General features: G+C 50.4%; 20 protein-coding genes. 16 read left to right on the top strand and 4 right to left on the bottom strand.

Annotated features, from left to right (window positions below):
- Positions 1-64: 64 nt before the first annotated feature.
- From U9S71_RS12755 to U9S71_RS12735, 5 genes are all read left to right on the top strand, one after another.
- On the top strand, positions 65-3,475 hold the full coding sequence (locus tag U9S71_RS12755) for a TonB-dependent receptor (protein ID WP_326327891.1): 3,411 nt from the start codon (positions 65-67) through the stop codon (positions 3,473-3,475).
- Positions 3,476-3,497: 22 nt separating this feature from the next.
- Positions 3,498-5,480, top strand: a complete 1,983-nt coding sequence (locus tag U9S71_RS12750; RefSeq protein ID WP_326327890.1) for a RagB/SusD family nutrient uptake outer membrane protein — start codon at positions 3,498-3,500, stop codon at positions 5,478-5,480.
- Positions 5,481-5,493: 13 nt separating this feature from the next.
- The gene (locus tag U9S71_RS12745) at positions 5,494-6,837 is read left to right on the top strand and encodes a DUF4959 domain-containing protein (RefSeq protein WP_326327889.1); all 1,344 of its coding nucleotides are present in this window, start codon (positions 5,494-5,496) and stop codon (positions 6,835-6,837) included.
- 4 nt (positions 6,838-6,841) lie between these two features.
- The gene (locus tag U9S71_RS12740; RefSeq protein WP_326327888.1) at positions 6,842-8,704 is read left to right on the top strand and encodes a DUF4998 domain-containing protein; all 1,863 of its coding nucleotides are present in this window, start codon (positions 6,842-6,844) and stop codon (positions 8,702-8,704) included.
- Positions 8,705-8,773: 69 nt separating this feature from the next.
- Positions 8,774-10,597, top strand: a complete 1,824-nt coding sequence (locus U9S71_RS12735) for a hypothetical protein (RefSeq protein ID WP_326327887.1) — start codon at positions 8,774-8,776, stop codon at positions 10,595-10,597.
- 701 nt (positions 10,598-11,298) lie between these two features.
- Here the strand turns inward: U9S71_RS12735 and ispF are convergent.
- Positions 11,299-11,784: a 2-C-methyl-D-erythritol 2,4-cyclodiphosphate synthase gene (gene ispF / locus U9S71_RS12730; protein ID WP_326327886.1), complete on the bottom strand. Its 486-nt coding sequence runs from the start codon at positions 11,782-11,784 to the stop codon at positions 11,299-11,301.
- A 161-nt stretch (positions 11,785-11,945) separates the two neighbouring features.
- Between ispF and U9S71_RS12725 the strand changes: the two genes are divergently transcribed.
- Positions 11,946-13,517 carry an SUMF1/EgtB/PvdO family nonheme iron enzyme gene (locus U9S71_RS12725; protein ID WP_326327885.1) on the top strand — a complete coding sequence of 524 codons (1,572 nt, stop codon included), beginning with the start codon at positions 11,946-11,948 and terminating at the stop codon, positions 13,515-13,517.
- 105 nt (positions 13,518-13,622) lie between these two features.
- Here the strand turns inward: U9S71_RS12725 and U9S71_RS12720 are convergent, their stop codons facing one another.
- Positions 13,623-15,086 carry a DUF4270 family protein gene (locus tag U9S71_RS12720; protein ID WP_326327884.1) on the bottom strand — a complete coding sequence of 488 codons (1,464 nt, stop codon included), beginning with the start codon at positions 15,084-15,086 and terminating at the stop codon, positions 13,623-13,625.
- A gap of 22 nt (positions 15,087-15,108) precedes the next feature.
- Entirely contained in the window at positions 15,109-15,939 is an 831-nt protein-coding gene (locus U9S71_RS12715; protein ID WP_326327883.1) for a glycogen/starch synthase, read from the bottom strand.
- A 150-nt stretch (positions 15,940-16,089) separates the two neighbouring features.
- Here U9S71_RS12715 and panC point away from each other — a divergent pair, with 150 nt between their 5' ends.
- The 7 genes from panC (at position 16,090) to U9S71_RS12680 (ending at position 22,501) form a co-directional block, all read left to right on the top strand.
- On the top strand, positions 16,090-16,938 hold the full coding sequence (gene panC / locus U9S71_RS12710; protein ID WP_326327882.1) for a pantoate--beta-alanine ligase: 849 nt from the start codon (positions 16,090-16,092) through the stop codon (positions 16,936-16,938).
- Between the two features lie 30 nt (positions 16,939-16,968).
- Positions 16,969-17,316: an aspartate 1-decarboxylase gene (panD, locus tag U9S71_RS12705; RefSeq protein ID WP_326327881.1), complete on the top strand. Its 348-nt coding sequence runs from the start codon at positions 16,969-16,971 to the stop codon at positions 17,314-17,316.
- A gap of 79 nt (positions 17,317-17,395) precedes the next feature.
- Positions 17,396-17,764, top strand: a complete 369-nt coding sequence (locus U9S71_RS12700) for a DUF8478 family putative metalloprotein (RefSeq protein ID WP_326327880.1) — start codon at positions 17,396-17,398, stop codon at positions 17,762-17,764.
- A gap of 77 nt (positions 17,765-17,841) precedes the next feature.
- Entirely contained in the window at positions 17,842-20,142 is a 2,301-nt protein-coding gene (locus U9S71_RS12695) for a TonB-dependent receptor (protein ID WP_326327879.1), read from the top strand.
- 79 nt (positions 20,143-20,221) lie between these two features.
- Positions 20,222-20,797, top strand: a complete 576-nt coding sequence (locus U9S71_RS12690) for a CAP domain-containing protein (protein WP_326327878.1) — start codon at positions 20,222-20,224, stop codon at positions 20,795-20,797.
- 179 nt (positions 20,798-20,976) lie between these two features.
- A complete protein-coding gene (locus U9S71_RS12685; protein ID WP_326327877.1) occupies positions 20,977-21,552 on the top strand; it encodes an FKBP-type peptidyl-prolyl cis-trans isomerase in 576 nt (191 codons plus the stop codon).
- Positions 21,553-21,589: 37 nt separating this feature from the next.
- The gene (locus U9S71_RS12680) at positions 21,590-22,501 is read left to right on the top strand and encodes an FKBP-type peptidyl-prolyl cis-trans isomerase (RefSeq protein ID WP_326327876.1); all 912 of its coding nucleotides are present in this window, start codon (positions 21,590-21,592) and stop codon (positions 22,499-22,501) included.
- Positions 22,502-22,511: 10 nt separating this feature from the next.
- Here U9S71_RS12680 and gldB read toward each other — a convergent pair whose 3' ends face one another.
- Positions 22,512-23,546: a gliding motility lipoprotein GldB gene (gene gldB / locus U9S71_RS12675; RefSeq protein ID WP_326327875.1), complete on the bottom strand. Its 1,035-nt coding sequence runs from the start codon at positions 23,544-23,546 to the stop codon at positions 22,512-22,514.
- A gap of 86 nt (positions 23,547-23,632) precedes the next feature.
- On the opposite strand from gldB, the gene U9S71_RS12670 reads away from it, so the two are divergent.
- The 3 genes from U9S71_RS12670 (at position 23,633) to U9S71_RS12660 (ending at position 26,650) form a co-directional block, all read left to right on the top strand.
- Positions 23,633-24,307, top strand: coding sequence for an outer membrane beta-barrel protein (locus U9S71_RS12670; protein WP_326327874.1), 675 nt, complete (start codon positions 23,633-23,635; stop codon positions 24,305-24,307).
- 26 nt (positions 24,308-24,333) lie between these two features.
- A complete protein-coding gene (locus U9S71_RS12665) occupies positions 24,334-25,977 on the top strand; it encodes an NAD+ synthase (protein WP_326327873.1) in 1,644 nt (547 codons plus the stop codon).
- A gap of 94 nt (positions 25,978-26,071) precedes the next feature.
- Positions 26,072-26,650: a DUF4136 domain-containing protein gene (locus tag U9S71_RS12660; RefSeq protein WP_326327872.1), complete on the top strand. Its 579-nt coding sequence runs from the start codon at positions 26,072-26,074 to the stop codon at positions 26,648-26,650.
- Positions 26,651-26,677 lie beyond the last annotated feature (27 nt).

Raw genomic sequence — 26,677 nt, 5'->3', positions numbered from 1 at the left:
TTTGGCCCACACAGGGGGCAGATACACCTGATTGCTCCATTACCATTGAGCATAAATTATTCGAATGAAAATTAATGATAGCTATAGCGTGCTGGTACGCTCAAAATGCTTGTTTCTGCTATTCTTTTTGTTTGTGATGCAAACCAACGGAAGAACGTTTGCGCAGAAAATAACGATTCAAGTCGAGCGCCAGCCGTTGACAACTGTACTCGAGACGATAAAACAACAAAGCAACAAAGATGTATTCTTCTTGCATAGCCATATCTTGAAGGCCAAGCCTGTGACACTATCCGTCGAGAACATGGAGTTGGAAGACGTACTCAGAACCCTCTTCAGCGAGCAACCCCTTGCCTTTGAAATTACCTCAAACACCATTGTGGTAAAAGACAAAAACCTGCCCATGGAGCCAGAAAAGCCCCTGCAGGCGCTTGTTACCGGCAAGGTTGTGGAAGGAGAAACAGAAGAAGCCTTCGCTGGGGTAAACGTGCTGATAGAGAACTCGTCCGGTGGTGTAATCACCAACGATAAAGGCATATTCGAAATCCGGGTACCCGCAGACGGTGTGCTGGTGTTCTCGGCGATCGGGTACGAGACACAACGGGTGGCGGTTGAAGGCCGCACGAGCCTCACGGTAGCGATGTTGCCTAAGAAAAGCGATTTGGATGAGGTTACGATAGTTGCCTTCGGGAAACAAAAGAAGGAAAGTGTGGTCGCATCGATAGAAACGGTTAACGTCAAAGATTTGACCATTGCATCGTCTAACCTGACCGGTGCATTCGCAGGGAAAATACCCGGTGTTATTTCCTACCAGACCACCGGTGAGCCGGGGGCAGATAACGCGAAATTCTTTATCCGAGGTGTTACGACTTTTGGTTACAAATCAGACCCGCTGATATTGATCGATGGTTTTGAAGCATCTACAGACGACTTAGCCCGCATCCAACCGGACGATATTGAAAGTTTTTCCGTTCTTAAAGATGCGTCAGCAACGGTGTTGTATGGCGCGCGGGGTGCCAATGGCATTATCATGGTCACCACCAAAAGCGGACAGGAAGGAGCCATTCGTGTCTCCGCCCGGATAGACCATAACATCGCTATGCCTACCAAAATGCTGAGCCTATTAGATGGCGTAGAATACATGAAACTGTATAACCAAGCGCTGGTTTCGCGGTATGATGATCAAGAGCATGACGCCAATGACATCCCAACGCCACCCTGGTATAAGGAAGACAAAATCAGAGCAACCCAGCGGGGAGACGACCCCATGATTTATCCAAATATAAATTGGTATGACATGTTATTTAAGCAAGGCACATCAAATACCAAGGCTAACGTAAGCTTTTCTGGGGGCGGAAAAGCGGCACAGTATTATGTGGCTACCGGCTTTGACCGCGAAACCGGGCTATTGAAAGTCGATAACCAAGACTATTTGAACAATTTCAACAATAATATCAACATCAACCGCATCCATTTACGGAGCAATGTTTCGTTTATATTAGGGCCGACAACCAAATTAGACACGCGTATTTACGGGCGATTTGAGAAGTACAATGGGCCATATACCAGCGCTGGCTCACTCTTCCGCCGGGTAATGGATAGCAATCCTGTTGATTTTCCCGCGGTTTTCGAGCCCGACGAACACAACCTTTCCACCCGCTGGACACTCTTTGGGAACGCAGACCCCATGAAAGCCAATCCCTATGCCGAAATGGTGCGTGGCTATCGCGAAAACAATGAAAGCACCATTACCGTGCAAGGTACGTTGATGCAAGACCTGGATTTCATTACCAAGAACCTGAAGTTTCAGGTGCGGGCATCTGCAAGTACTTGGAACTATAATTCGGGGGCCAGAAGATACTCCCCTGTCTACTACGCGTTAGAACAATACAACGCAGCTACAAAAGACTACACCCTATACAACCTGACGCCCAATACCGTTCCTTATTTGGGCGACACCGAGGCAGGCCGGGATGGCAATACCCATTTCTATTTCGAAGGCCGGTTAAATTGGGACCGATCTTGGGGGAAACACTCCGTAGCGGCTATGACCGTGGGCATCCGGGAGGAAAAAATATTAACCAACGGACAGGGAGGTTCGATCTACTATACCCTTCCTGAACGGAACATTGGCAATTCGGGCCGCGTATCCTATGATTTCGATTCACGGTATTTCGTCGAATTTGCATATGGTTATAACGGGTCCGAGAAATTTTTTGGTGATAAGCGCTTCGGCTTCTTCCCCTCTTACGGTGCAGGGTGGATCGTCTCTAACGAACATTTCTACGGTGACAAATTAAAAGACGTCGTTAGTCTGTTGAAATTCCGTTATACGTATGGAAAAGTTGGCAACGATGCCATATCCAACCGCGAAGGACGCTTTTTCTACCTGTCGAGAATCGAGCCAGGCGGAGGTGTATATCAATTCGGTGAGGTATTCAGTCAAGGTTACCCCGGCTTCCATTTTGCCCGCTATGCCAACCCGGATATTTCGTGGGAAATTGCTAAAAAACATAACCTGGGGATCGAGCTCGGCTTCTTCCAGAATGAGGCCCTTCGCTTGCAGGTCGATTTATTTACCGACATGCGCGAAAACATTTATATGGTCCGGGAGAATTTCCCTGAAACTGCGGGTTTCCAAACGGCCATACACGGAAATGTGGGCCGGGTATCGTCAAAAGGGATTGACGGTTCTATCGACTTCAAGAAATTCTTCAATAACTCGCTATGGATAACGGCACGTATGAATTTCACGTACGCTGCCAACAAGTATCTCGAGAAAGATGAGAAGAACTTTCGCGACGAGTATCTGAAATCCATCGGATACCCCATCAACCAAACTTGGGGTTTAATCGCAGAACGATTGTTTGTAGACCAACTGGAAATAGACAATTCCCCGCGGCAGGAGTTCGGCCAATACATGCGTGGCGACATCAAGTACCTTGACGTAAATAAAGATGGAGTAGTCAATAGCAACGATCGCGTGGCTATGGGCTACCCTACGGTACCTGAGATACAGTACGGGTTCGGGATGTCTGCGGGCTATAAAAATTTCGACCTATCGTTCTTCTTCCAAGGCAATTCACGCGTGTCGTTTTACATCGACCCCGATGGGATAGCGCCATTTGTGAACCGTAGAAATGCGCCGGAGATCGTTGCACGCGATTCATGGAGCGAAACCAATCCAGACGTTCACGCCTTTTGGCCACGGCTGGCCACCTACCAGGTGAGTAATAATATCCAGCGATCGTCCTGGTGGCTTCGCGAAGGCGGTTTCATGCGATTGAAAACCATTGAGTGTGGCTATAACATACCGGCTGCGAGACGCTGGGGGGTAGAAACACTCCGGGTTTATTTCAGTGGAGAAAATATCTTTTCAATAAGCCCCTTCAAGCTCTGGGACCCCGAAATGGGGGGTAACGGGCTAGCTTATCCGCTGAATCGCCGGTTCAATATGGGTTTACAGTTCAATTTTTAAGATCATGCAGCAAAAAAAGATCATGTATAAACGCATCATAAACTATGTTTTGGTCACCACCACGATTGTGGTATCGAGCGCGTGCAGCGATTTCCTCGACATCGTACCGGACAACACCATTACATTGGAAGATTATTTCGCAAACAAAGAATCGGCGTACAACGCATTGAGCAATGTATATGCCGGCCTCCCGCGAAACCATCACATTCACGCAACTGAATGGCTCCTTGGCGATGATTGGTTGGGGCAGCGGGACGCCACAAAAGCCCACAGCGGACTGGTTGGCACAAGGGTAATGGAAGGAATCCAAACATCGACCAACCCATTGCTCGGGTTCTGGCAAGGTTCGAACTACGCAACAGACCTCTATGAAACCATCCGCTCGGCGAACACGTTTTTTGAGTACATCGATTTGGTAAAAGATATATCCGATCAGGAAAAGAAAAACTGGGTTGCCCAGGTACGTTTTCTCAAAGCATACTATCATTTTCTGTTGGTTAAACATTACGGCCCCATTGTACTCATAAAAGAAAATGTGGTGCCGAATTCGCAATCGGAGGAACTTTTCGTCCGGCGTTCAAAGATTGAGGAATGCTTCGACTACATTATCAGCGAAATCGACGCTTCGATTCCGGACCTGGCCGATGAACTTTTTGCAGATCAATTGGGAATGGTCAATAAAGCCGCGGCAATGGCGATGAAAGCCCGGATCATGCTGTTTCGCGCCAGCCCTTTTTTCAATGGAAACAGGGATCTCTTCGGCGATTTCTACGATGAAGACGGCCAAACATTCTTCCCGATGGACGAAGAGGGGTCGGCGCGCTGGTCGGAAAAATGGACCGATGCACTAACCGCAGTAAATGCGGCAATAAGCCAATGCGAGGCCGACGGATATGGGCTGTATACCTATGAAGACCAGCCGTATAAGTTCGACATGGAAGACTGGCAGGCGAACCCCGATACAATGCAGCGGTTCTATACCCTGCGGATGCTCATCGTCGATCCTTGGAATAAGGAAATCATTTGGGGAAGAACCTATCCCTTGAATGAAGGCGGTACGATCCAGGACGCCAGCAACATCCGACTGCCGCGTACATTTACCAACGGCGTGCAGGAAACCACAGGCAACTCCTATAATTGGGCCGCTGCAACTTTCCAAGCGATGTACCGCTACTATACGAAAAATGGCTTACCGATTGACGCGGACCGGACTTACGATCGCAACAACATGTACCGTGCGGTATCTACGCCAAGCGCCGATGCCGCCAGTTATCAACCACTGAGGGGTATTATGCAGCCCGATTACACAACAATCAACCTGTATCTGAATCGGGAGCCCCGTTTTTATGCCAACCTCGGAATTACCGGTGGTTATTGGCGTGGCCACCAGGTGCGCATCGACACGGAGATGTACGGTGGCACGGCGGGAGGTTATGACCCCAGTGTGAGCGGCACCGATTTTTTCTGGACCGGGATAGGCGTCAAAAAGTTTGTCCACCCAGAATCGAAGTCGGGCAGTTGGATCAGGCAACGGCATTTCCCTTACCCCATCATCCGGATGGCCGACCTGTTCCTGATGAAAGCAGAAATACTCAATGAGATAAACGGGCCCGGCCAGGAAGTGTTTGACCTACTCAACAAAATACGCCACAGGGCAGGTATTCCAGCTGTTGAAACCGTTTGGTCCGACCCGGAACTATGCATGCCCAGCTATTTGAATAGCCATACTACCAAAAACGGATTGCGAGACATCATCCTCCAGGAACGGGGAATCGAATTGGCTTTTGAAGGCAGCAGGTATTGGGACATGGTCCGCTACAAGCGCGCGGTCACCGAATTTAACACGCCGGTAACCGGTTGGACAGGTAACGCCTACGGGCAACAGAACTTCTTCCGCTTAGAGGTGAAGCAGCGCAGACGCTTCCTGGAACGAAATTACCTATGGCCATTGTCGCTAAATGAAATGAACACAAATGCTAACCTCATCCAGAACCCAGGCTGGTAAAAAACACGAAAATATGTTTAAAAGCACCATATTAAAAGCATTAACGCTAATTACGATTGCACTTTCGCTATGCTACAGTTGCAAAGAAAGTGGGCGGTTTGAAATTGGATATGAAGACGGCGTTCCGCCCCAGACTCCCGAGTACTTACGATATAAACCCACGTATGGAGGGGCACGGATTTACTTTAAGCGACCGGCGGACGAAGACTTGCTTTCCATAGATGCGTCGTATGTAAACGAAGCAGGGAAGAAAATGTGGTTTTCAACATCGTTTATTTCTGATTATATCGATGTTTATGGATTTGCAACCCAAAACCCCACTACAATAGCGTTGTATGCAGTAGACCGGGCCGGTAATCAGTCGGATAAAATATCCATTGTCGTGGAGCCACTAGAACCGGCAGTCGAACAGGTGGCAAGCACCATTTATTGCGTAGCGGGTTTCAGTTCATTTTATGTGAACTGGGAAAACGGATTGAAGCAAAGCATTAACGTGTTTGTGGATTATACGGTCGAAGATGAAAACGGTGTCCAAACGGAAAATCACCTCATTTACACATCGCGCGAGGCAACTGAACGCCGCTTTATCCGTGACCCCAATTTTTCGTCAGTTAAACCGGTCTCTGTGTCTGTGTATGTTGAAGATGAGTTCGGGAACTCCAGCGAAAGGCTCGAATTGGGGCAGCTCAACTTATTGGAAGATTGGGAAATACCGAAGGAAGCCTGGCAGATCCCGGGGGCCAATGACTCTACCATTGTCAACGCGATCGGCGAGCGGATAAATACCGGTGTACCGATGGGCTTTTTCAATGCCCTCGAAGGGCGAGACTATATGGCGATAGACGGCATCATAAGCGATGGCACGTCGGTAAACTTCACCCATACGTACGGGTGGGGGCGCACAGGAGACCCTCGGGATGGAAACATGCCGTGGAATTATATTATTGACCTGGGCGACTATTACGAGCTGAGCCGCATCGTTACGCATCAACGTTACCGCCACACCGGTGCTACGGAGTACAGCGGACGGGAAGATTATTACCGAAATGAAAACGTCGGTAAGTTTGCCGTATGGCGATGGGATGACCAAACACAAAAATGGGATTCGATCACCACCCACAAGATTACATTCCCCATTGATTTGCCCGATAGGCAGTACAGGGTGCTGGGCCGTCAGGGAGATATGGCGTATATGGCCCCCGAAAACCCTTCGTTTACGAAACCGACACGATGGTTCCGCTATGAAGCACTTACCGGGTTTAATGATAATTACGAAGCGTTGAATGCCAATTGCCTTTCTGAAATAACATTGTATGGCAGAAAAGCAGAAGGCTATTCGGCAACAAAAAATGACTGACAATATGAGACGGGTTTTAAGCTTTTTACTAAGTATATGTTTTTTTGCAGTGCTGTGTCTTTCTTGCAGCGACGATTTCTATGACAATATCAAAAAATTCTCTAAAGAAGAAATCATATATCCAGCTGCCTACGATACGGTTTACGCAACCATTGGTTATGAACGGGCCGAAATTGACCTTCGGAAAGATGGCAGGATACCTGCCAGCGAGATGGATTTCGCCAAGGCTAAGCGAACCATCATCGAGTATGATGTCGACTATCCAAATCCCAAAATCATCACGATCGACAGTGTATGTTCCTATGTGAATGTGACCGGGCTAAATGAACCAAGGCTATATCGGTTCAATATTTATACGGAGGATGAATATGGAAACCGATCGATTCCCCAAACCATTTCGTTGATACCCTACACGTCCTATGATGTTGAAGTACTGGCCAAAGGCATCCTGGAACCCACCATGTCGATGTCTCCCAATGCGATCGTGATGGAATGGGGAAACGGGCTGAACACCATTCTGATGGAGTATCACGGCTTAAGCTACGCATACACCGATAAGGATGGAGCGGTTCACAACGATACAGTCGGCAACAACCCGCGGATATATAGCGGTAATCTCTCCGCCGGGGAAGAGGCGGTTTTCGACATGAAATACCGGATTTTACCGATTCTGGAAAATGGCGAAAAGTTGTTGGATACCCTACTCATCGAGAAACCCCTCGCCGTGAAAATGCCGACATCCGATCAGCCTTTTATCCCCCAAGAGCTGGAAATACTCCAAGCAAATGGCATCAGCCAATTCACAACGGCGGATGTAGAAGGGATATCCAAGTTGGCTTACCCCATGAACATGTCCACGTTTGCCGATCTATTTTATTTCCCCAACGTCCGCGAGCTCGACTTAACGGGCAAAGGGCTAAAAGGCATATTGGAAACGACAACCTATGCGTTAAACAACATGCACAGTGTCGTCGGTGGTGGCGCTTGGCAAGAGTTTATGATGCCCGTGGATAAGCCGGCAAACATCGAGGCGCCCGAAAGTTTACAGACACTAAAGGATCTGATAGACGCCGGCCAGATTACGCAGATCAAGTATATCCCCAAATCCTTTGGCCTCGAATTCGACGAATTCCTTGCACCGTATGTAGAAGACGGCGTTGTAGAACTATTGACGAACGACCACCCCTTTTTCCCGGATCATGTATTTATCGAACCGCAGTTTTTTGCTCATGGGAAAGTGCAATCCAATAGTTGGAACATGAACCTCTCCTACTCTGGTGCCTCCCTGCCCAGACCGGGGTTTACTGATATCGGCAAATTTGATGCGAAAAATGATCGGGTGAATGGTAGCGCCGTTGATTTGAAATTGGATCAACTCATCCAGAGCGACGGACAGAATATTTATCGGGGCGTGGTGGTCGACTATCGTCCATCGTTCTTTTTTGCGCTGCCGCGCCAATGGCGTTTTGACAATAAAAAATACCGGTACCTGAAGTTTAAAATGTTCATCGGTAGCGACCCGTCATTGGTAAGCAACAACGGTGGTAACAACCGGCATGTTTACCGCGCACCGTGGGTACGGCCCATGAACAGATTGTGGGCATTCAGCCAATACAGCGACTACGGTCAGGAGAGTTGGGATGCCGGCAGGCTGTCCTCCCTTTCAGACCATGAAATCGGGCAGCAGTGGAAAGAATACACGGTTGACATGAACAATAACGACGGGGGCGACAACTCCAATCGGCGTAACCGCGTTTATGTTTTCAATATTGGCCATGAAGACGGGGTGACCTGGAATTACGATAAAAATAAGGAGGTCGTCATTTATATCGCGGATGTCAGGTTAAGTAAAACCGAAAACGATTGATCATGCATCCACGGGCTTCGATAAGCCGTTAACGAATAAAAAATTACTGATGAACAAAATTATTTTCGAATGAAATATATGATAATTAATTCGTTTCAAACTTTTGTCGGGATTGCCATATTGTGTTTGGTGATATCTTGTAAGAAAACAGGAGATCCGGAAGACATCGATAAAAAGGACATCCCATACAAACCAGTAAGTGTTACGCCAATCAGCGGTGTCCGCATCGGATGGGACTACAACAGCCTTGAACAGCTTGCCGAACGCGGACAGGCACCTGTGATGGTTCGACAGAACGAATCCAATTCGGTCGTAGTATATGAAGCAAATGGTGAGGTTTTTCTACGGAGTAGCGCGGATGGCGGTAACACCTGGGACGCCCCTGTGACCCTATTCGAGAAAACCACACACGAGGGCAAAGACGGTAGCTATGCGATCACGTATACCGACCTTAAAAAGAACCCCTCGATTATCCAGCTTCAAAGCGGTGACCTACTGGCCGCATGTGCCGTGTACTATCAATACACCGAACCCAACTCCAACCCGCGCCTGGATATTAGCTACCCGGCTGGCATCCTCGTGAAAAAAATCAACGGAAATGACCTGCTGATCGGTGAAGCCAAAGAAGTCTTTTTTAACCTGGGGTGCGACGAACCCGCATTTCTGCAATTGCCAAACGGCGATATCCAATTATATTTCACAAACGGAGCCGTAGAAACAGATCTGGCACTACTAAGTGCCACCGGGTTGGATCTCTCGCATCCGACGCGGCGGATAGACATGATCAGTTCGTCGGATGATGGTGATACGTGGTCTTCCAAGGTAGCGCGGTTCGGCGCAAATGATGTTGAACAGCGGTGGATAGGCGCCCACACCATCGTATCCCGTTATAATCAGATAAACAGTGAGGCATCGGCAGTGACCATCAACGAAAAAATTATATTAGCCTTTTCAGATAATCAAAATGTAACGTTCAAACCGTACACCGTTCGCACGCCGCTTACCAACCCATGGCCATTTGCCATCAACGGTGATGCGCAGGAGCGCGATTATGCTTTATATAAGCTTTTACCCGACAACCAGCTGATTGCGGGGCCTACCCTGTTAAATCTGCCGTCTGGCGAAGTGCTGCTTTCATACGAAACCGATTTCGGAAAGGCTAGCGGTATCCGGTCAATGGGTGTGGCCGTGGGCAATGCCGATGCATTTGATTTCACTAACGACACACACCCTTTCGGATTCTCGGACAAACACATGAGCAGGCAATCATCACTTGTATTGTGGGATACGGATACCATCGCAGCCCTGGCAACAAGCAACTACATCCTAGAGACCGACAGTGCACCATACTTGATCAAAGGGCTTATTATGCGTGATTTGGATTTGTCAGCTAGCGAAGACGAACCATACCCGCTATTTGTAGGCAGCAAATCTTCGACCCAATTACGGGCCGGACTCATGGATGCGGGCAACGATTTAAATGTCCGTATTTCTGTAGCCGACAACACACCGGTACCACCCCCCGCGGGCACCGTGGCTGGAGACGGGGTCTATGTATATATCGACGCTCCTAACCTATCGTTGCTGGATGTCGACGCCGGCATGTCCAAATTTTTCATCTCCAGTGAGGGGGATGTGATTCGTTGGGACGGTAAAGAGGGAGCATGGGAATTAGGATCACCCGAAGGAGTTAGCGCCGATGTTTCCGCCGATGAATCAGGTTATTCCCTGATGGTATCCATCCCGAAAAACGCATTGGTTAATTACAATGCAGAGGCGATTCGCTTTGCTGTTGGCTTTACCGACTATTCGGATGAAACTACCCATCTCACCGAGTTGCTCGCGTTGAGCGAAGATTTGAAATCAAGCACTTGGTTAGGCGTTACATTCTAATCTACCGGTTGATATTTTTCCCGACTGTTTTGGCCCCGTTAAAAACGGGGCCGAAATGGTCTTAACATAAAACGCGATCTTCCCTTCTTCAATTAAACCTTGTCGGCACTAAAATGCAAAAAAACCAAACTGGCTGCACGTTGAGCCAACCTGAAAGCTGCTTTGAACATCTTGCAGGCACGTCAAGCCAAACCGTCAGCTATTTGTTTCAGCGAATTACCTTTTCAGACCAAGAAGCAATCTCTCCGGTTCGTCCGGTTAGCTGTCTGATCCGCAAAGCTACCCCGCCAACTAAAAAGGGTAGCGGGTTGAACAAGGCAGTTCACCGTTTGCTCCAGCGAGTTACCTATTCAGGCCAGCGAGTTATCTCTCCAGCTTAACTAGCTAACCGTCCGGCCGGGAAAGTAAACCGTTTATCCGGGAAAGCTATCTCGGCAACATAAAAGGGTAACCGTTTGACTCAAACCGTTAGCTTTTTGGTTCGGCGAGTTACCTGTTTGAGTCAAAAGTGTAGCTCGCGCATATTTCAACCAACCTATTTAATTTAGCTTAAAAACCTTCTTAATGACGCCAAAAAAGCGATTTTTCAAGATAAATCCCCAGAAATCGAATTGAAAAAGGTGTAAAAATGGGCCAGCCCTTTTTGCGTACCCTCCGAAATTTGGCCCATTTTTACACCCTTTGCCCTAACGCCACATCTTTCACTCCCGTTCAATCAGGCACACCGCGTAAGCCACTACCCCCTCCTGCCGGCCGATGAAGCCCATGGTCTCGTTCGTAGTGGCCTTGATGGAAATATCGTCTTCGGTAATCCCTGCCGCCTCCGCGATTCGCGCCTTCATCGCGGGGATGTAAGGCTTTATTTTCGGGGCCTCCAGGCACAGCATGGCGTCGATATTGCCCAGTGTCCATCCCTTCGCCGCCAAAAGTTTAACGCACTCCTCCAACAGCAGCAGGCTGCTTATGCCGCGCCAACGCTCATCGGTATTGGGAAAATGGTAACCGATATCTTCCAGGTTGGCCGCGCCGAGTACGGCATCGCAGATGGCGTGTACCAGCACATCGGCATCCGAGTGGCCAAATGCTCCGGCATGGTGTTCCAACTGTACCCCTCCTAAAACGAACGGATGCCCGTCTTTCAACTGATGCACATCAAAACCGAAACCTACTTTTATTTTTTTAGACATTAGACAACAGACATTAGACAACAGACGTTCGGCCAAACATAGGTAAATACCCCGGTATTCTCAAATGGTATGGAATTTGTGCGATTTAAGTTGTGGGTAACTCCAATAATTTACTTAATTTTGATTCTTTAGAAAAGAAACGTGTCTTTCCGATATACCAAATGAGAACAAAAACGAATACGTATTTCGCCCCCATCCTGATCTTGTTTTTCTGCAGCACCTTATTCGTCTCTTGCAAAAACCAGAGTGGGGTTTCTTCGAAAACGGGCGTTGCCTATAACGACCCCTATAATGGTGGCTTACAAATCAACAGGAAAGTGAAGGAAGGCCCCGGACCGGGACTGATTGTTATTGAAGGTGGCACGTTCGTGATGGGTGGTAGCCTTAATGAAGACATCACCTATGCGCACGACAACCTGAAACGCCGCGTAACCGTAGCCTCCTTTTACATGGACGAAACGGAAGTATCTAATGCCGACTGGTTAGAATACTTGCATTGGCTCAACCAGAATTTCCCGGACGACAAAGAACTTTATTACAAGGCACTGCCCGACACGCTGGTGTGGCGCCATCCGCTCTCCTACAACGAACCGTATGTAGACCTCTACCTGCGCCATCCGGCTTATCAGGATTACCCGGTGGTGGGTGTAACGTGGGAACAGGCCAATGACTATTGCATTTGGCGCACCGACAGGGTAAACGAACATATCCTGCGCCAGCGTGGTGCATTGGTTGACTATAAGACCCTGGCCGAATCGCAGGCACAACCCGCCGAGCCATTCAATACCGACATCTACCTCAACGGCCAGTACCGAGGCGAAGGGATAGACGGCGAGAAGATGCCAAAAGACAATAGGCCCGGTACGGAAGAAGATGCCCGCCGGCCCGTCCGGATGGAGGATGGCGTGCTCAAACAACCCTATCGCCTTCCTACAGAAGCAGAATGGGAATACGCTGCCCTTGGACTGGTGGGAAATACCGAATATGGCAATATCGAGAGTGGAAAAATATATCCATGGGATGGATTGGGCGTCCGCTCGGCAAAACGACGTACACAAGGATTGATGATGGCTAACTTCAAGCCGACCGGTGGCGACAACATGGGGGTGGCAGGCTACCTCAACGACGGTGGGGACATCACCGTATCGGTGACCAGTTACCTACCCAACGACTACGGCCTTTACAACATGGCCGGCAATGTCAACGAGTGGGTGCGCGATGTCTACCGACAGCTGTCGTTTGAAGATTTCCAGGACTTCAACCCCTTCCGCGGGAATGTATATATGGATAAGCAATATGAAGATGCCGAAGCGGGCATCATTGCGAAAGATAAGTATGGCCGCCCCATCCGGGTACCGGCTAAGGCACCCCGCAAACAAACATGGGAAGAGCTGCAGGCGGCTGCTGCTACACCCGACTCCGCGGCACAGGCTACCTTTGATTACGACGTACGCGGGTATGCCGACGAAACCAACGACGAACTCTATGGCGTCACCACGCTGGTGAATGATAAGTCGCGCGTATACAAAGGCGGTTCATGGAACGACCGTGCTTATTGGCTCAACCCTGCAACGCGTCGCTATATGCAACAAGACGAATCGAGTGCGATGACGGGATTCCGCTGTGCAATGACACTGGTCGGCTCTCCCGAAGTGAACACGCAATCGAAGCCTACGTTTCCTGCCAATCGCGCACGGACACAGGGCGACCGGAAAGTGCTAGGCATCTTCTAGTCTTCTAACACGAATAACGACTGTATTAAAAGAGAAAGCGCCCACTCATTATGAGCGGGCGCTTTTCTTATTATGCTGTTTCGCTTCGCGATAACCGGCAATGAACTAATCCACAGACCGTTTCGTATAATAGATATTGAGCTTCATCTTCAGTTCCGTGTCTTCCACGTTGTTGATAATGGTACGCCCACCGGCATTCAACACCGGGAAATAGGGAACGGAGTTGTCGGAAGTCGCTGCAGGGGCGATAAAGAACTCGCTACTGCTGATCTTTCCTTGAAGGATGTCCTGGATATAGGAAGTCAAATGGAAAATGTAACGGTCTTTTTCCTCGTCCAGCAGGCCACCGAATGCGCGCCAGTTGCCATAGCGGTACCAAAGGCTACGGCTATCGCCGGCGAAACCGCCGCCGCTGGTCCGCGAATCGCCATCGGGTATAGGCTGCCGCTGTCCGGCGATGTCTTCCCGGTACAACGTGAGCCTCGGCGCCTGGAGGCCAAGCGCATCGCCGGGTATATCCGTGGAAGCATACAGTACCAGTTCAACCTTATTGATCGCGATGTTGCGATCTTTCAATTCGTCGATATAAGGGATGTGCACGCGGGTGCGGAGCCCCGCCGGAGCTTGCAAGTACAATACGTCATAATGTGCTTCGGGATGGTCCAACTGCGCCTGTACATCGGCCGTATAAGTCCGCCTGATACTGGACGTCAGCCTTCGGAAAGTCCCGCCGTTACCCTGTATCGTGGTTGGCAAGAATGCACGGAGGGTATCGATGGCGGCGTCTTCGCCTTCCTCTCCATTCGGCTGCCTATAGGTGAGTTCGATACCGGTTTTATTTGCCAATCCCTGAAAGGACACCAATCCACCCACACCGGTCATCTCGCTTTCAGCAACGCGCAGGTATAGTCCTTTTACGTGGTTGTTAAATCCAGCTTCAGTAGACAACATCGCCGAGTCGACCTCCTCACTGAGGAGCTCCCTGAAAAAGGCGGGCGACAGGGAAATCCGCAATTGCGGAATATCCATTAACGAGGTATCCCTGTCGTCAACGTGTGTGATGATTTTGACGCTGTCTGTCTCTTTATACGCAAAACGGCCGATGGTTTTCGTGCCGATAACCTCATCGGTCACTGCCCATTGCTTGGTGGCATACTCGCCGTCGGTATAGGCTTCATCCAGTTGCAGTACTTCGAGGGTAAAATTGGGGCGAAGCGTATCGCCGAAATATTCGGTGCCGTAAGGCAGCACAAGAATAACAGAGTCGATTTCGGCATCGGTCCGTATACGCGGAACCGTGGTGGGCCGGCCAATGGCCAACGCCAGATCGGCTACGGTTTTTCCAATAACCGGATCATCAAGCCAACCGAATGTAGTCTGGGCAAAAGACGAGGACCGTGTGCTATCGTCGGGTACCGTCACCGCCTCCAATGTGAGCGTGTCTGTCAATACACCCACCAACTCATCTCCCGGATCGACATCCAACCCGATACCTGATGGATTGGTACAACCTCCTAAAACAAAAAGACTTATCAACAGGGTTAATAAGTCTTTGGTATGATATCTCATTCGCAAAGAATTACATTCAAAATTATGCTTCCAATTCTGTCTCAAGCGCTACACTTGAAAATTGTTCGTAAAGGTTGCAATAATTTTCGAATTCTTGGTGGTCTTCTAACTCGAATACCGGAATATCGCTCTTTTTAACAATATTTAACAGTTGTTTATCTACATCGTCGCCGGTCAGCACCACGCCATCAGAATAGGCCAATGCGCCGTTATACAACCCGGCATAATCACCGGCACCGTAGGGCGCTACGTCTTCGGCGGTCATATCGCCCGTACGGGCAATTTCGGAAAAATCGTTCCCTAATGAAAAATCGATTTCTTCGTTATAGAGGGAATAAACCACCTTAGCATCCTTAAAGGTAGGATCATCTTTATAGGCTGTTTTTATATACGCCGGTATCAACGCGCTCATCCAACCGTGGCAATGCACCACATCCGGAGCCCAGCCCAGCTTTTTCACGGTTTCCAACGCACCTTTGCAGAAAAATACCGTTCGCTCGTTATTATCCTCGAAAAACTTGCCGCAATCATCACAGAATACCTGCTTACGCTGGAAATATTCTTCATTATCCAAGAAATACACCTGCATGCGTGCCGCCGGAATAGACGCTACCTTGATGATCAGCGGATTGTCGTTGTTATCCACAACAATGTTCATCCCCGAAAGCCTGATGACCTCATGCAACCGGTTACGGCGCTCGTTGATATTGCCGAACCGCGGCATCAGGATACGAATCTCGTAGCCCCGCTCCTGCATCGCCTGAGGCAGTTGACGGGTGATTTCGGAAATTTTGCTTAATTCGAGGAAAGGCGACATCTCGTGGGTAACAAACAGAATCTTCGTTTTTGACATCTCCAATTATTTGTTTTTATTTTATTTGCACAGTAAAATCGGTTCGCAAAGATAAGCAAATTTTGTCAATATACCAATTAGTTAACGAACCCGGCGCGGATATCCGGTAAAAAATCACCATTTTTGCCGAACAAAAAAAGCGTTCATTTGTTGGAAACAGTTAGCACCAAAGTTTCGTTACAGCAGCTTCTCGCGCTGCCCCGCAGCCAGGGGCAACGGATTGCCTTTGTGCCCACCATGGGGGCGCTGCACAAGGGCCACTTGGCCCTGGTTACACAGGCCCGGCAGTTGGCCGATATCGTGGTATGCAGCATTTTCGTCAACCCAACCCAATTCAACGACCCGAAGGACCTGGAAAAGTATCCACGCCCCATCGAGCGCGACACCAGCCTGCTGGAGGAGGTCCACTGCGACGTCCTCTTCCACCCTGCCGTGGACGAGATATACGGCGCGGAAGGTACAGAGGGGGATTCGCCTTTCGACCTCGGCCACCTCGAACAGGTGTTGGAAGGATTACATCGTCCGGGGCACTTCCAGGGGGTTACACAGGTACTTAGGAAGCTCTTCGATGCGGTGCAACCCGATGTGGCGTGTTTCGGGCAAAAGGATTTCCAGCAGTACAAGGTGGTGGAATATATGGTAGACCAACTGAAGCTGCCCCTGCGCCTGGAGTTATGCCCTACGATCCGGGAACCGGGCGGACTGGCCATGAGCTCCAGGAATGTGCGATTAACACCCGAAGGGCGGAAACAAGCGCTGCAATTATACCGCATCCTGCAACACACCAAGGCCGATCTGCAACGGAAAAGCATGGATGCACTCCGCGCAGATGCCATCAAGGCCTTAAATGACAGCCCCGGTATCCGAGTGGAGTATTTCGAGATTTTCGAAGCGGAAAGCTTCACGGCAGCCGACGAAACATCGCGCGACAGGCAGCTGGTGGCGCTAGCCGCCATTTGGGTGGATGGCGTACGCCTGATCGACAACCTGTTTTTATAGCATTATTTTAATTTTACGTACCTTTGCACCATGGTTATCGAGGTACTGAAATCCAAAATCCATCGGGTACGCGTTACGCAGGCCGAACTCAATTATGTGGGAAGCATTACCATTGACGAGGATTTGATGGATGCGGCGAACATCATTGCCAACGAAAAGGTGCAGATCGTGAATAACAACAACGGAGCACGCTTCGAAACGTATGTCATCAAGGGCGAACGTGGGTCTGGCGTGGTTTGCCTCAATGGTGCAGCAGCGCGACTGGTGCAGGTAGGCGACGTGGTGATCATCATTTCGTATGCACTGATGGAGCAGCAGGAAGCGAAGGGATATGAGCCGTTATTGGTATTCCCCAATGAGAACAACCGATTAATCTAGCCTACGTGTTAGATTAGTCAAACTTTATTCCTTACTTTTGTTTTGCGGCACCGGTTTCGGTGGGGTAATAATCGCTGTGGTGAAAAAGCATTCGGACAACATACGATCGAGGCTCGCACTGTTCCAAGCAGTGTTGTTCTGTTTGATCGTGGCCAGCGGCACGGTCTTCATGCATAAGCATAAAACGCGCGATGGACGGATCATCATCCATACGCACCCCTATAACCTCAAGGCCGACCCCGCCACCAACCCGCACCACCAATCTGAAACAGAAATCTATTTATTGGATGCGATCTTCCAAGGCCGCTTTCTGCAAACGGATTTCACCACCTATGAACAGCCCGTTATTAAGCCCTTCACGGTGGCTTACCGCCCCTATCGGACGGCGGATGTGCAATTGGCGGCGATCTACCATCGCTCCCCCCGCGCGCCCCCATATTTCAACTAGATACATTCTACACGTGATTAGTAACAAACAGGGACCGTTGGGGTCGCTGCTTCCATCGCATTTTCTAGTTGACTATTATGAACACAAAACACCTGATTGCCAGTTTCGTACTGGTGCTTTTTGCCCTACGGGGCTATACCCAATCCGTTTCATCCATACACGGTTCCGTTACCGACAAATCGGGCAGCGCCATTCCCTGGGCCACGGTGGCCATCCCTTCGCTCCATATCGGCACAACGGCCGACAGCACCGGCCGGTTCTCCCTGCCCGACGTGCCGGCAGGAAACTGGGAACTGGAAGTTAAATACGTGGGTTACCAACCTTATACACTGCGTATCCGGACGAACGGTACGGCTCCCGTGCATAAAGATCTGGTACTCCTCGACGCGGGCACCTCGCTGGATGAGGTGGTGGTATCCGGCACGATGAAAGAGGTATCCAAATTGGACAGCCCGGTACCGGTAGAGGTCTATACCGCCAAGTTTTTCAAGTCGAATCCGGCAGCGACCGTGTTCGACGCATTGCAAAACATCAACGGTGTGCGCCCCCAGCTCAACTGCAACATCTGCAACACGGGCGACATCCACATCAACGGGCTCGAGGGTCCCTATACCATGGTGCTGATCGACGGTATGCCGATGGTTAGCGGCCTGTCGACCGTGTACGGCCTGAGCGGCATCCCCCAATCGCTGATTGAGCGGGTGGAAATCGTAAAGGGACCGGCGTCGACGCTCTATGGGAGTGAAGCCGTGGGCGGGCTCATCAACATCATCACCAAGAATCCGCGGAACTCCCCCATCTTGGCGGTCGATGCCTTCGGCACCGGCTGGGGCGAACTCAGTGCCGACGTCGCCGCAAAGCTGCATGTAGGCAACAAGGTACAGTCGCTCTTGGGGGTTAGTTATTTCAACTACCAGAACCCGACAGACAACAACAACGACAATTTTACCGATGTGACCCTTCAACACCGTATTTCGCTATTCAACAAGTGGAACTTCGAACGCAACGAGGGCCGGATTTTTTCATTTGCCGCCCGCTATGTCTATGAAGACCGCTGGGGTGGTGAGATGGGCTGGTCGGGCGAGCACCGCGGTGGCAACGACGTGTACGGCGAAAGCATCTACACCAGCAGGTGGGAGGCCTTCGGTACCTACCAGCTTCCGGTGAAAGAACACATCGTGTTGATGTTCAGCACGAATGGCCATAACCAGAACAGCGTGTATGGGAATATGCCTTTCCTGGCCGACCAATATATTGGTTTCGGCCAGCTGGTCTGGAACAAACCATTGGGCAACCACGACGTGCTCGGTGGCCTGACCTACCGACATACCTACTACGACGATAATACCCCCGTTACCGCCGACCCCACGGACGTAGCCATCAACAGGCCCATGCACACCCGGTTGCCCGGGGCGTTCGTCCAAGACGAGATTTCGCTCAACGAAACCCACAAACTGCTACTCGGTGCCCGGTATGACTACAACTCCATCCATGGGAGCATCCTTACGCCACGCATCAACTATAAATGGAACACCCCCAACGAACGCAATGTGCTCCGCCTCAGTTTCGGGAACGGGTACCGCGTAGCCAACGTGTTTACGGAAGACCACTCGGCGCTGACCGGTGCCCGCGAAGTCGTTTTCCAATCGGAGCTTGCCCCCGAAACCTCATGGAATGGCAACGTCAACTTCGTGAAGAAAGTCCCCTTATCGAGCGGCGGCATCATCGGCTTCGACGCCACCGTATTTTACACCTATTTCAGCAATAAAATCATTGCCGACTACGACACGGATGCGACGAAGATCATGTACGGCAACTTGGATGGCCATGCCATCTCGCAGGGCATATCGTTGAATATCGATCTCGCATTGATGAATGGGCTCAAGGTGAACGCAGGCGCCACTGCACTGGATGTATATAGCCGCGAGGGCGGACAAAAGGTCCAACAACTATTTACGGAAAAATTCACCGGGGTATGGAATGCCAGCTATCCCTTGAAACGCCTGGGGCTCACCGTGGATTATACCGGCAACCTCTATGGCCCCATGCGACTGCCGCTGCTGAGTACCGCCGACCCCCGGTCGCCGAAATCGCCGTGGTGGAGTATCCAAAATATACAGCTGACCAAGGCGTTCCGGAACGGCGTTGAAGTATATGGTGGCATAAAAAACCTGCTGGACTGGACACCCAACCGGAGGAATCCGTTCATCATCGCCCGGTCGCACGACCCGTTCGACAAGCTGGTGGAGTTTAATAGCGATGGCCAGGCAGCCATCACGCCTGAGAACCCGTATGGCCTCACGTTCGACCCTTCCTACGTTTTCGGGCCCAATCAGGGCGCCAGGGGGTTCCTGGGTATCCGGTACAGTTTTTATTGAAAGAATGCGTACGATCGGAGAAAAAATTTGTGATAACTAAATTTTTTTACGTTTATTGCAAATAAATTAATAACTACCTATGTTGAAGTACGTTGCTTCTGTCGCTTTCTGCGTGTTCGCCTTGCTGTTTGCCTGCGAGCCGAATGGCAGTGAATTGATGGAGCCCGTAGTTGGACAAGAGCCGAATAGGTCGCCAGGTAACGAACAGGCCAACCAACAAGATGGCACCACAGCTTTAGACGCCAAGGCGGTCCAAGCATTAGCGGAAGTCAATAACTGGCGGCAAAAGGGCTGCACGTGTGGGGATGTATCCATGCCCGCCACCACCAAGGTTACTTGGAATAGCAAGCTGTACGAAGCAGCGCTGGCACACGCTAAAGACATGAACGCCAACAATTATTTCAGCCACACCAGCCCTTCGGGCGAAAACGTGTACAACCGGCTTGTGCAATCGGGGTATATCGGCGATATCCGCACCATCCTTGCCTATGGCGAAAACATCGCCTTCGGCAATTTCGACCTGCAAGCCGCCGTGAAGAAATGGCTCGATAGCTCGAGCCATTGCGCCAACTTGATGCGCGACTCCTACCGGGAAATGGCCATTGCCCACGATGGCAACTATTGGGTGCAGGTTTTCGGTGCCACCCGCGATTAATGTGCTTTCAATACCCCATACCATTTTATTTGCCGCCTGTAGCGAAACCGGAAATGAGCACGTCTGTACTTTCGACAACACTCGGCATACTTGTTGATTATGTTTGTTAAATAGTGTTAACAGCTCAATTAATTGGATTATTTAAATAACTTTGCATCCTGCAAGGTTGAAACAACGAAATGATGAAGAAAATACATGTATTGATGTTGGGCGCTTTCGTCGCCTTAGGATTGTCGTCGTGCATCAAAGAGGGGGAGCCATATGATCGCGAAGCACAATATGCATTGGAAAAGCCGGTTATTGAAGAGTACGTGCTGGCCAATATGCCCGGGGCGATGGAACACGAGGAAACCGGCGTTTGGTACGAGATTGTAGAGCCGGGCGAGCCGGGATCATTCAATTATAAAACAACGTACCCGAACGTGTACGTGAATTACGTCGGTGAGTTACTTGATGGTACTGAGTTTGATAGCGACGATTCCGAGTCGGGCGCAAAATTACCCCTGGGCAACATGATCGGTGCATGGCAACTCGTCTTTTTCCCCACAGAAATCAGGTATGATGAAAACGGTGAGCTGTTACCCGAAACCTTCAAATTCGGTGGCCTCCTACCCGACGGATTACAAAAAGGAGCTAAAATCCGGTTTGTTACCCCGTCGTTCTTTGCCTACGCGCAGCAGGGAAGGGGCACGATTAAGCCGAATTCACCCCTCTATTTCGAGATAGAGGTAGTGGATATCGAAGACCCGAATTAAGCAAGCAACTAATTTAAATCAACTGTACAGATATAACATGATCAAATCGACTCCTTGTATTGCGGCTATCGGCATCGTGGCTATCGTGTCATTGATGGGTTGCTCCAAAAAAGACTACCAATCGTTTGAAGAGCTGGATAACGCAAACATCCGTGCGTACATCGAAAAAAACAACCTGACGGTGCATCAGTACAAGGAAACCGATTTGTTTTATCAAGTGCTGGAAGAAGGAACAGGTAGCCCCATCGACTATACCGAGAAGTACCCGGTGGTTTACACCGTAAAAAGCTTAGACGGCGTCTACAACGCGGCGGATACCTTAGACGCCAACAGCCGTTATGCCGACTTCTTCGGTTACTTCCCTTTCGGGTCTTCATATGCGGGAACACCTACCGTTGAACGTCCCGGCGACTTCAAAGAGGTGATCCGTGAGGTACTGCAACACACGAATGGGAAAATCCGGATTATCGTCCCCTCACGCCTCATGTACGGTAGAAAAGGACTCCCACGCCTCGGCATCCCCCCCAACGCGTCGCTCGACTACGTGGTCACCGTGCACGATAATTTTACCGACTACGAAGATCAGGTGATCCAACGGATGATGGCCAGCGAATCGCTGAATATTGACGATTTCACCAAACGGGAAGATGGTATTTATTACCAGATTATCGAACAGGGAACCGGCGATGCCATTACGGCCGACTCAACCATAACGGTTGATTACACGTTGAAAGATCCGGAAGGTAACGTACTCGACTCGGACACCGACAGCGAATTCAGTTTAGCGGGCGGGGTTATATCCGCGTGGCCCAAGATCGTACCGTTGGTCAATAAAGGGGGGAAAATCCGCTTTTTTACGCCGAGCGACCACGCTTATGGAAGAACCGGGAGCACCAACGTCGCCCCCTTCCTATCGCTTGATTTCGAGGTGGAAGTGAAGGATGAATAAGGTTAATGCCTTAGCCGCCCCGATACCTCGATTCTTCCAGTAGCCTTTGGGCATCTTTCATGCCCAACAGTTCCGCAAGGCTTACATCCGGATTTCGCTCCATATAGGATTGCACCATTTTCCAGCCGATGAACACACCTAGTTTCGGTGCCGACTCGTTTTGCTCGCCCAGCTCGGGGGTAAATGGGGCTTCGCCGAGGTACTTCTGGATACGGCTGTAGTCGGCCTCATAAAGCAGGTTCTCCTGTAAAAACCACGCCCAAATATCGCGTTCGAAATGATTGGCCCACGCCCACTGGTCGGTGGTATACCCAATCATCAGGCTGTCGGCTACGTCGGGCATCGTCCGCTCCATCACATACATTACTTTCCCCTGGTACACCATGTGTTGCAGCAAACTCACATCCAAGGCATCCTGCGGGTACAGGTTCTCGCGTACATAGCTTTCGACTACCCTAGGCACGATGTTTTCCGGTGTGAAACGCTGCGAAAGGTACTGCGGGATGCTACCGCGCAGTGCGGGATAAAATTTGGAGTCCGCTCCGAGGAACATATCCAGCCCGACACCGATGTAATCTTCACCGACGGGCGTTTGTACGGCAAAACCGGAAAAAAAGGCGATGATCCGCGGAATGGCGATCGACGGAAAGTAATATTTCAAGTGTTTGAACGCATCGGTCAGCCCGGCCTCCTGCATCCCCATGTCCGGGAAGGTTTCATAAACACTCGCTTTCAACGCCTTGAAATCGTCCGTAGCAATAACCGCCTCCAACACCGAAGCCACCTCGGCGCTGTCTAACGGATTGCCGGCCTCCAGCATATATTGCATATAATCGGCATAGAAAAAACCGTACTGATGAAGCCAGGTCCGGTTTTTGGCGATAATATTAGACAAGCTCAGGCTGTCCAGCACGCGGTCGAAGCGTTCTACGGTAATATCCACATCGATGTGGCTCACATCTACTCGTTCGGTCCGGCCGCATGAAAACAGGCCAATAATTAAAAAAAAGCAATAAATTTGTCGCGCAGGGGTTTTGAGCATCATTTTTGTTCATTAGCTGGCAGCGAAGTTAACGATTTCGGCGGGGTTTGATGGAACCTGGGTTTGACAGATTAAACGAATTTATTGATATGCGAAACAAAAGAATACCCTTTTACATATTGATCTTTTTATTCCTCACATTCAGTGGCCCGCGCGTCGTTGCGCAGGATTACTACAGCTCGACTTATCAATACAGGCCGGTTTCGCTGGGGATTACATTCGCGCCGAATATCGCATGGATGCGGTACGGTGATACTGGCGACCACAAGAGCATGCCAAAATTCGGTTACGCCTACGGCCTGCTTGCCGATTTTGCTTTTACCGAAAATTACTACTTTTCATCCGGATTGCTCATCAATACGTTGAACGTCGAATCGGACTACACAAACCCCACGGTGGATTACGCGCCCGGGACGGATTTGACCAGCAGCTACCGGCTGCAATACGCCGAAATCCCGATAACCGTTAAGCTCAAAAGCACCATGCGCTATTTCCGCAGCTACTATGGTCAATTCGGCTTCACCGGTGGCGTAAAACTCAACGCCAAGGAAAAAACACCGGGCAACTCCACACGGACATCCATGGGTGACGACGCCGACTTCTTCAGGCTGGCCTTGCAAATCGGCGGCGGGGTGGAATGGCAGCTCGATCACAACATGGTGATGGTAACCGGATTGAGCTTCAATAATGGTTTCACTCGGGCCATCAAAGCGGGCGAACCCCGTAATTCGTATGTAGCATTTAATTTCGGCATCTTTTTCTGACCCTAACCGACAACTGTAAGAACCCTATGATCATTGCGCTAGCCCAACTCAACTACCACATCGGCAACTTCGACCGGAACACCGCAGCCATCATCGACGCCATCCATTCCGCACAGGCCAAAGGTGCTCACCTGATTGTATTTGCCGAATTGGCCATCGGCGGCTACCCTGCCAAAGATCTATTGCGGTCGCCTGCATTTCTGGCAAATTGCGAATCGGCTGCCGCCGAAATCGCCAGCCACTGCACAGACATCGCCTGCATCATCGGTGCGCCGGTTGGCAACACGACTGGAAAAGGCAAACCGCTGCATAATGCGGCATTGTTTATCGAAGGGGGCCGTATACAGCAGGTTGTTCACAAAGGGCTGCTTCCAGACTACGACGTATTCGATGAGTATCGTTATTTCCAGCCCGCCGAAGCTTTTGGCTGCATCAACTACCACGGCAAGAAAATCGCGCTGACCATTTGCGAGGATCTGTGGAACATCACATCGCCGCAACTGTACCGCCGGAGCCCGATGGACGCGCTGGCGGAGGAACATCCCGATCTCATCATCAATATTGCGGCGTCGCCGTTCTCGTACAACCACCTTAACGCGCGGCTGGACGTATTGCGCACCCACGCCAAAGACAACGCAATACCCCTACTATACCTCAACCAAGTGGGTGCCCACACCGACATTATATTCGACGGCCGGTCGATCGTCCTTTCGCCCACGGGCGAGTTGGTTGATCTGATGGCCTCCTTTGCAGAAGCGGTAAATTTTTACGAAGTGGGCGACAATGGTGTCACCCCATTGCAGCAGGCAGACCCCGTACACCACCCGCTGGACACGCCGTTGATCCATAAAGCGCTCTTACTGGGTATCCGCGACTATTTCGGGAAATCGGGCTTCAGCAAAGCCGTCGTCGGGCTGTCTGGCGGCATCGACTCGGCGGTGGTGGCAGCCCTAGCATGTGAAGCCCTAGGAGCCGAAAATGTCATGGCCGTACTGATGCCTTCGGTGTATTCGAGCGACCATTCCATCACCGATGCGCTGGCTTTGGTGCAGAACACGGGTTGCCTACACGAAATCGTCCCCATACGCCCCATGGCTGAGGCTTTTGAAGAAAGCTTGGGTACGGCGTTCGAGGGGCTGTCGGCCGATGTTACCGAGGAAAATATCCAAGCCCGCATCCGGGGCACGTTGCTGATGGCTTTTTCGAATAAACTGGGCTATATCCTGCTTAATACGTCCAATAAAAGCGAAGCCGCCGTGGGTTACGGCACCTTATATGGCGATATGGCTGGTGCGTTGGGCGTCATCGGCGATGTATACAAAACACAGGTCTACCATTTGGCGAACTACCTCAACCGCAACGGGGAAGTTATCCCGCAACACACCATCACCAAACCCCCTTCGGCCGAATTACGGCCTGGACAGAAAGACAGTGATTCCCTACCCGACTATGAGCTGCTGGATGGCGTGCTCTTCCAATACCTCGAAAACGAAAAGAGCGCCACGCAAATCATTGCGCTCGGATTTGAAGAAGCGTTGGTAAATCGCGTGTTGCATTTGGTAAACAGGGCCGAATTTAAACGTTTCCAGGCCCCGCCCGTATTGCGCGTAAGCAGCAAAGCCTTCGGTGCCGGGCGTGCCATGCCGCTGGTGGCTACGTATCCGTTGTGACGATCCAACTGTATCGGTGGTCCCCTACCCGATTAAACCATCCCGCCCGGACATCGTCTAAGTCTTATAAGCAAATGATTAGGAGGCCATAGCCATGAAAAAATTCATTCTATATCTTGTCCCCCTGATGGTGCTGGCATCGTGTTCGGCTTATCAATACCATACCACTAAAATACAAAGCACCGATTTTTCACGATACCACACCTACGGCTGGCTCTCACCGGTAGATTCATTGTCAAAATCCTATTTCGACAACGATATTGCCAATGCCAATATTTTAGAGACGGCCAACCGGGAGCTGGAAGCCCGTGGGTTGACATACAGCAAGGACAATCCCGATTTATTATTCCGTTACATTGTTATTGTGAATAACAAAAGCCGACCACTTTACAGTGGGCGCCCGTACGGCCCCTGGGGCATGTGGGGGTACCATCCGTGGATGTGGGGACCTGGTTGGGGATACTACGGATACGGCTGGAACCGACCGGTCGGCGAAGAACGTTACCGCGCTGGCCACGTTATCATCGAAGCGCGCGACCGGCAATCCAACACGGTGATTTGGCAAGCGCGCGGTAGCGGGCAGGTCCGTTCGCCGGAAGACGCCATCAATAAATTACCGGAAATCGTTACCGGCGTGATGGATCAGTTCCCTGTAGCGCCGGCCAAACAATAGTCGCGTAATTTTCACGGAGCTCACAAC

Origin of the sequence: Parapedobacter flavus (genome assembly GCF_035818675.1) — a bacterium.
GTDB lineage: Bacteria > Bacteroidota > Bacteroidia > Sphingobacteriales > Sphingobacteriaceae > Parapedobacter > Parapedobacter flavus.
The sequence above is the reverse complement of the archived record's forward strand: the minus strand, read 5'-3'. Positions and strand labels throughout refer to the sequence as shown.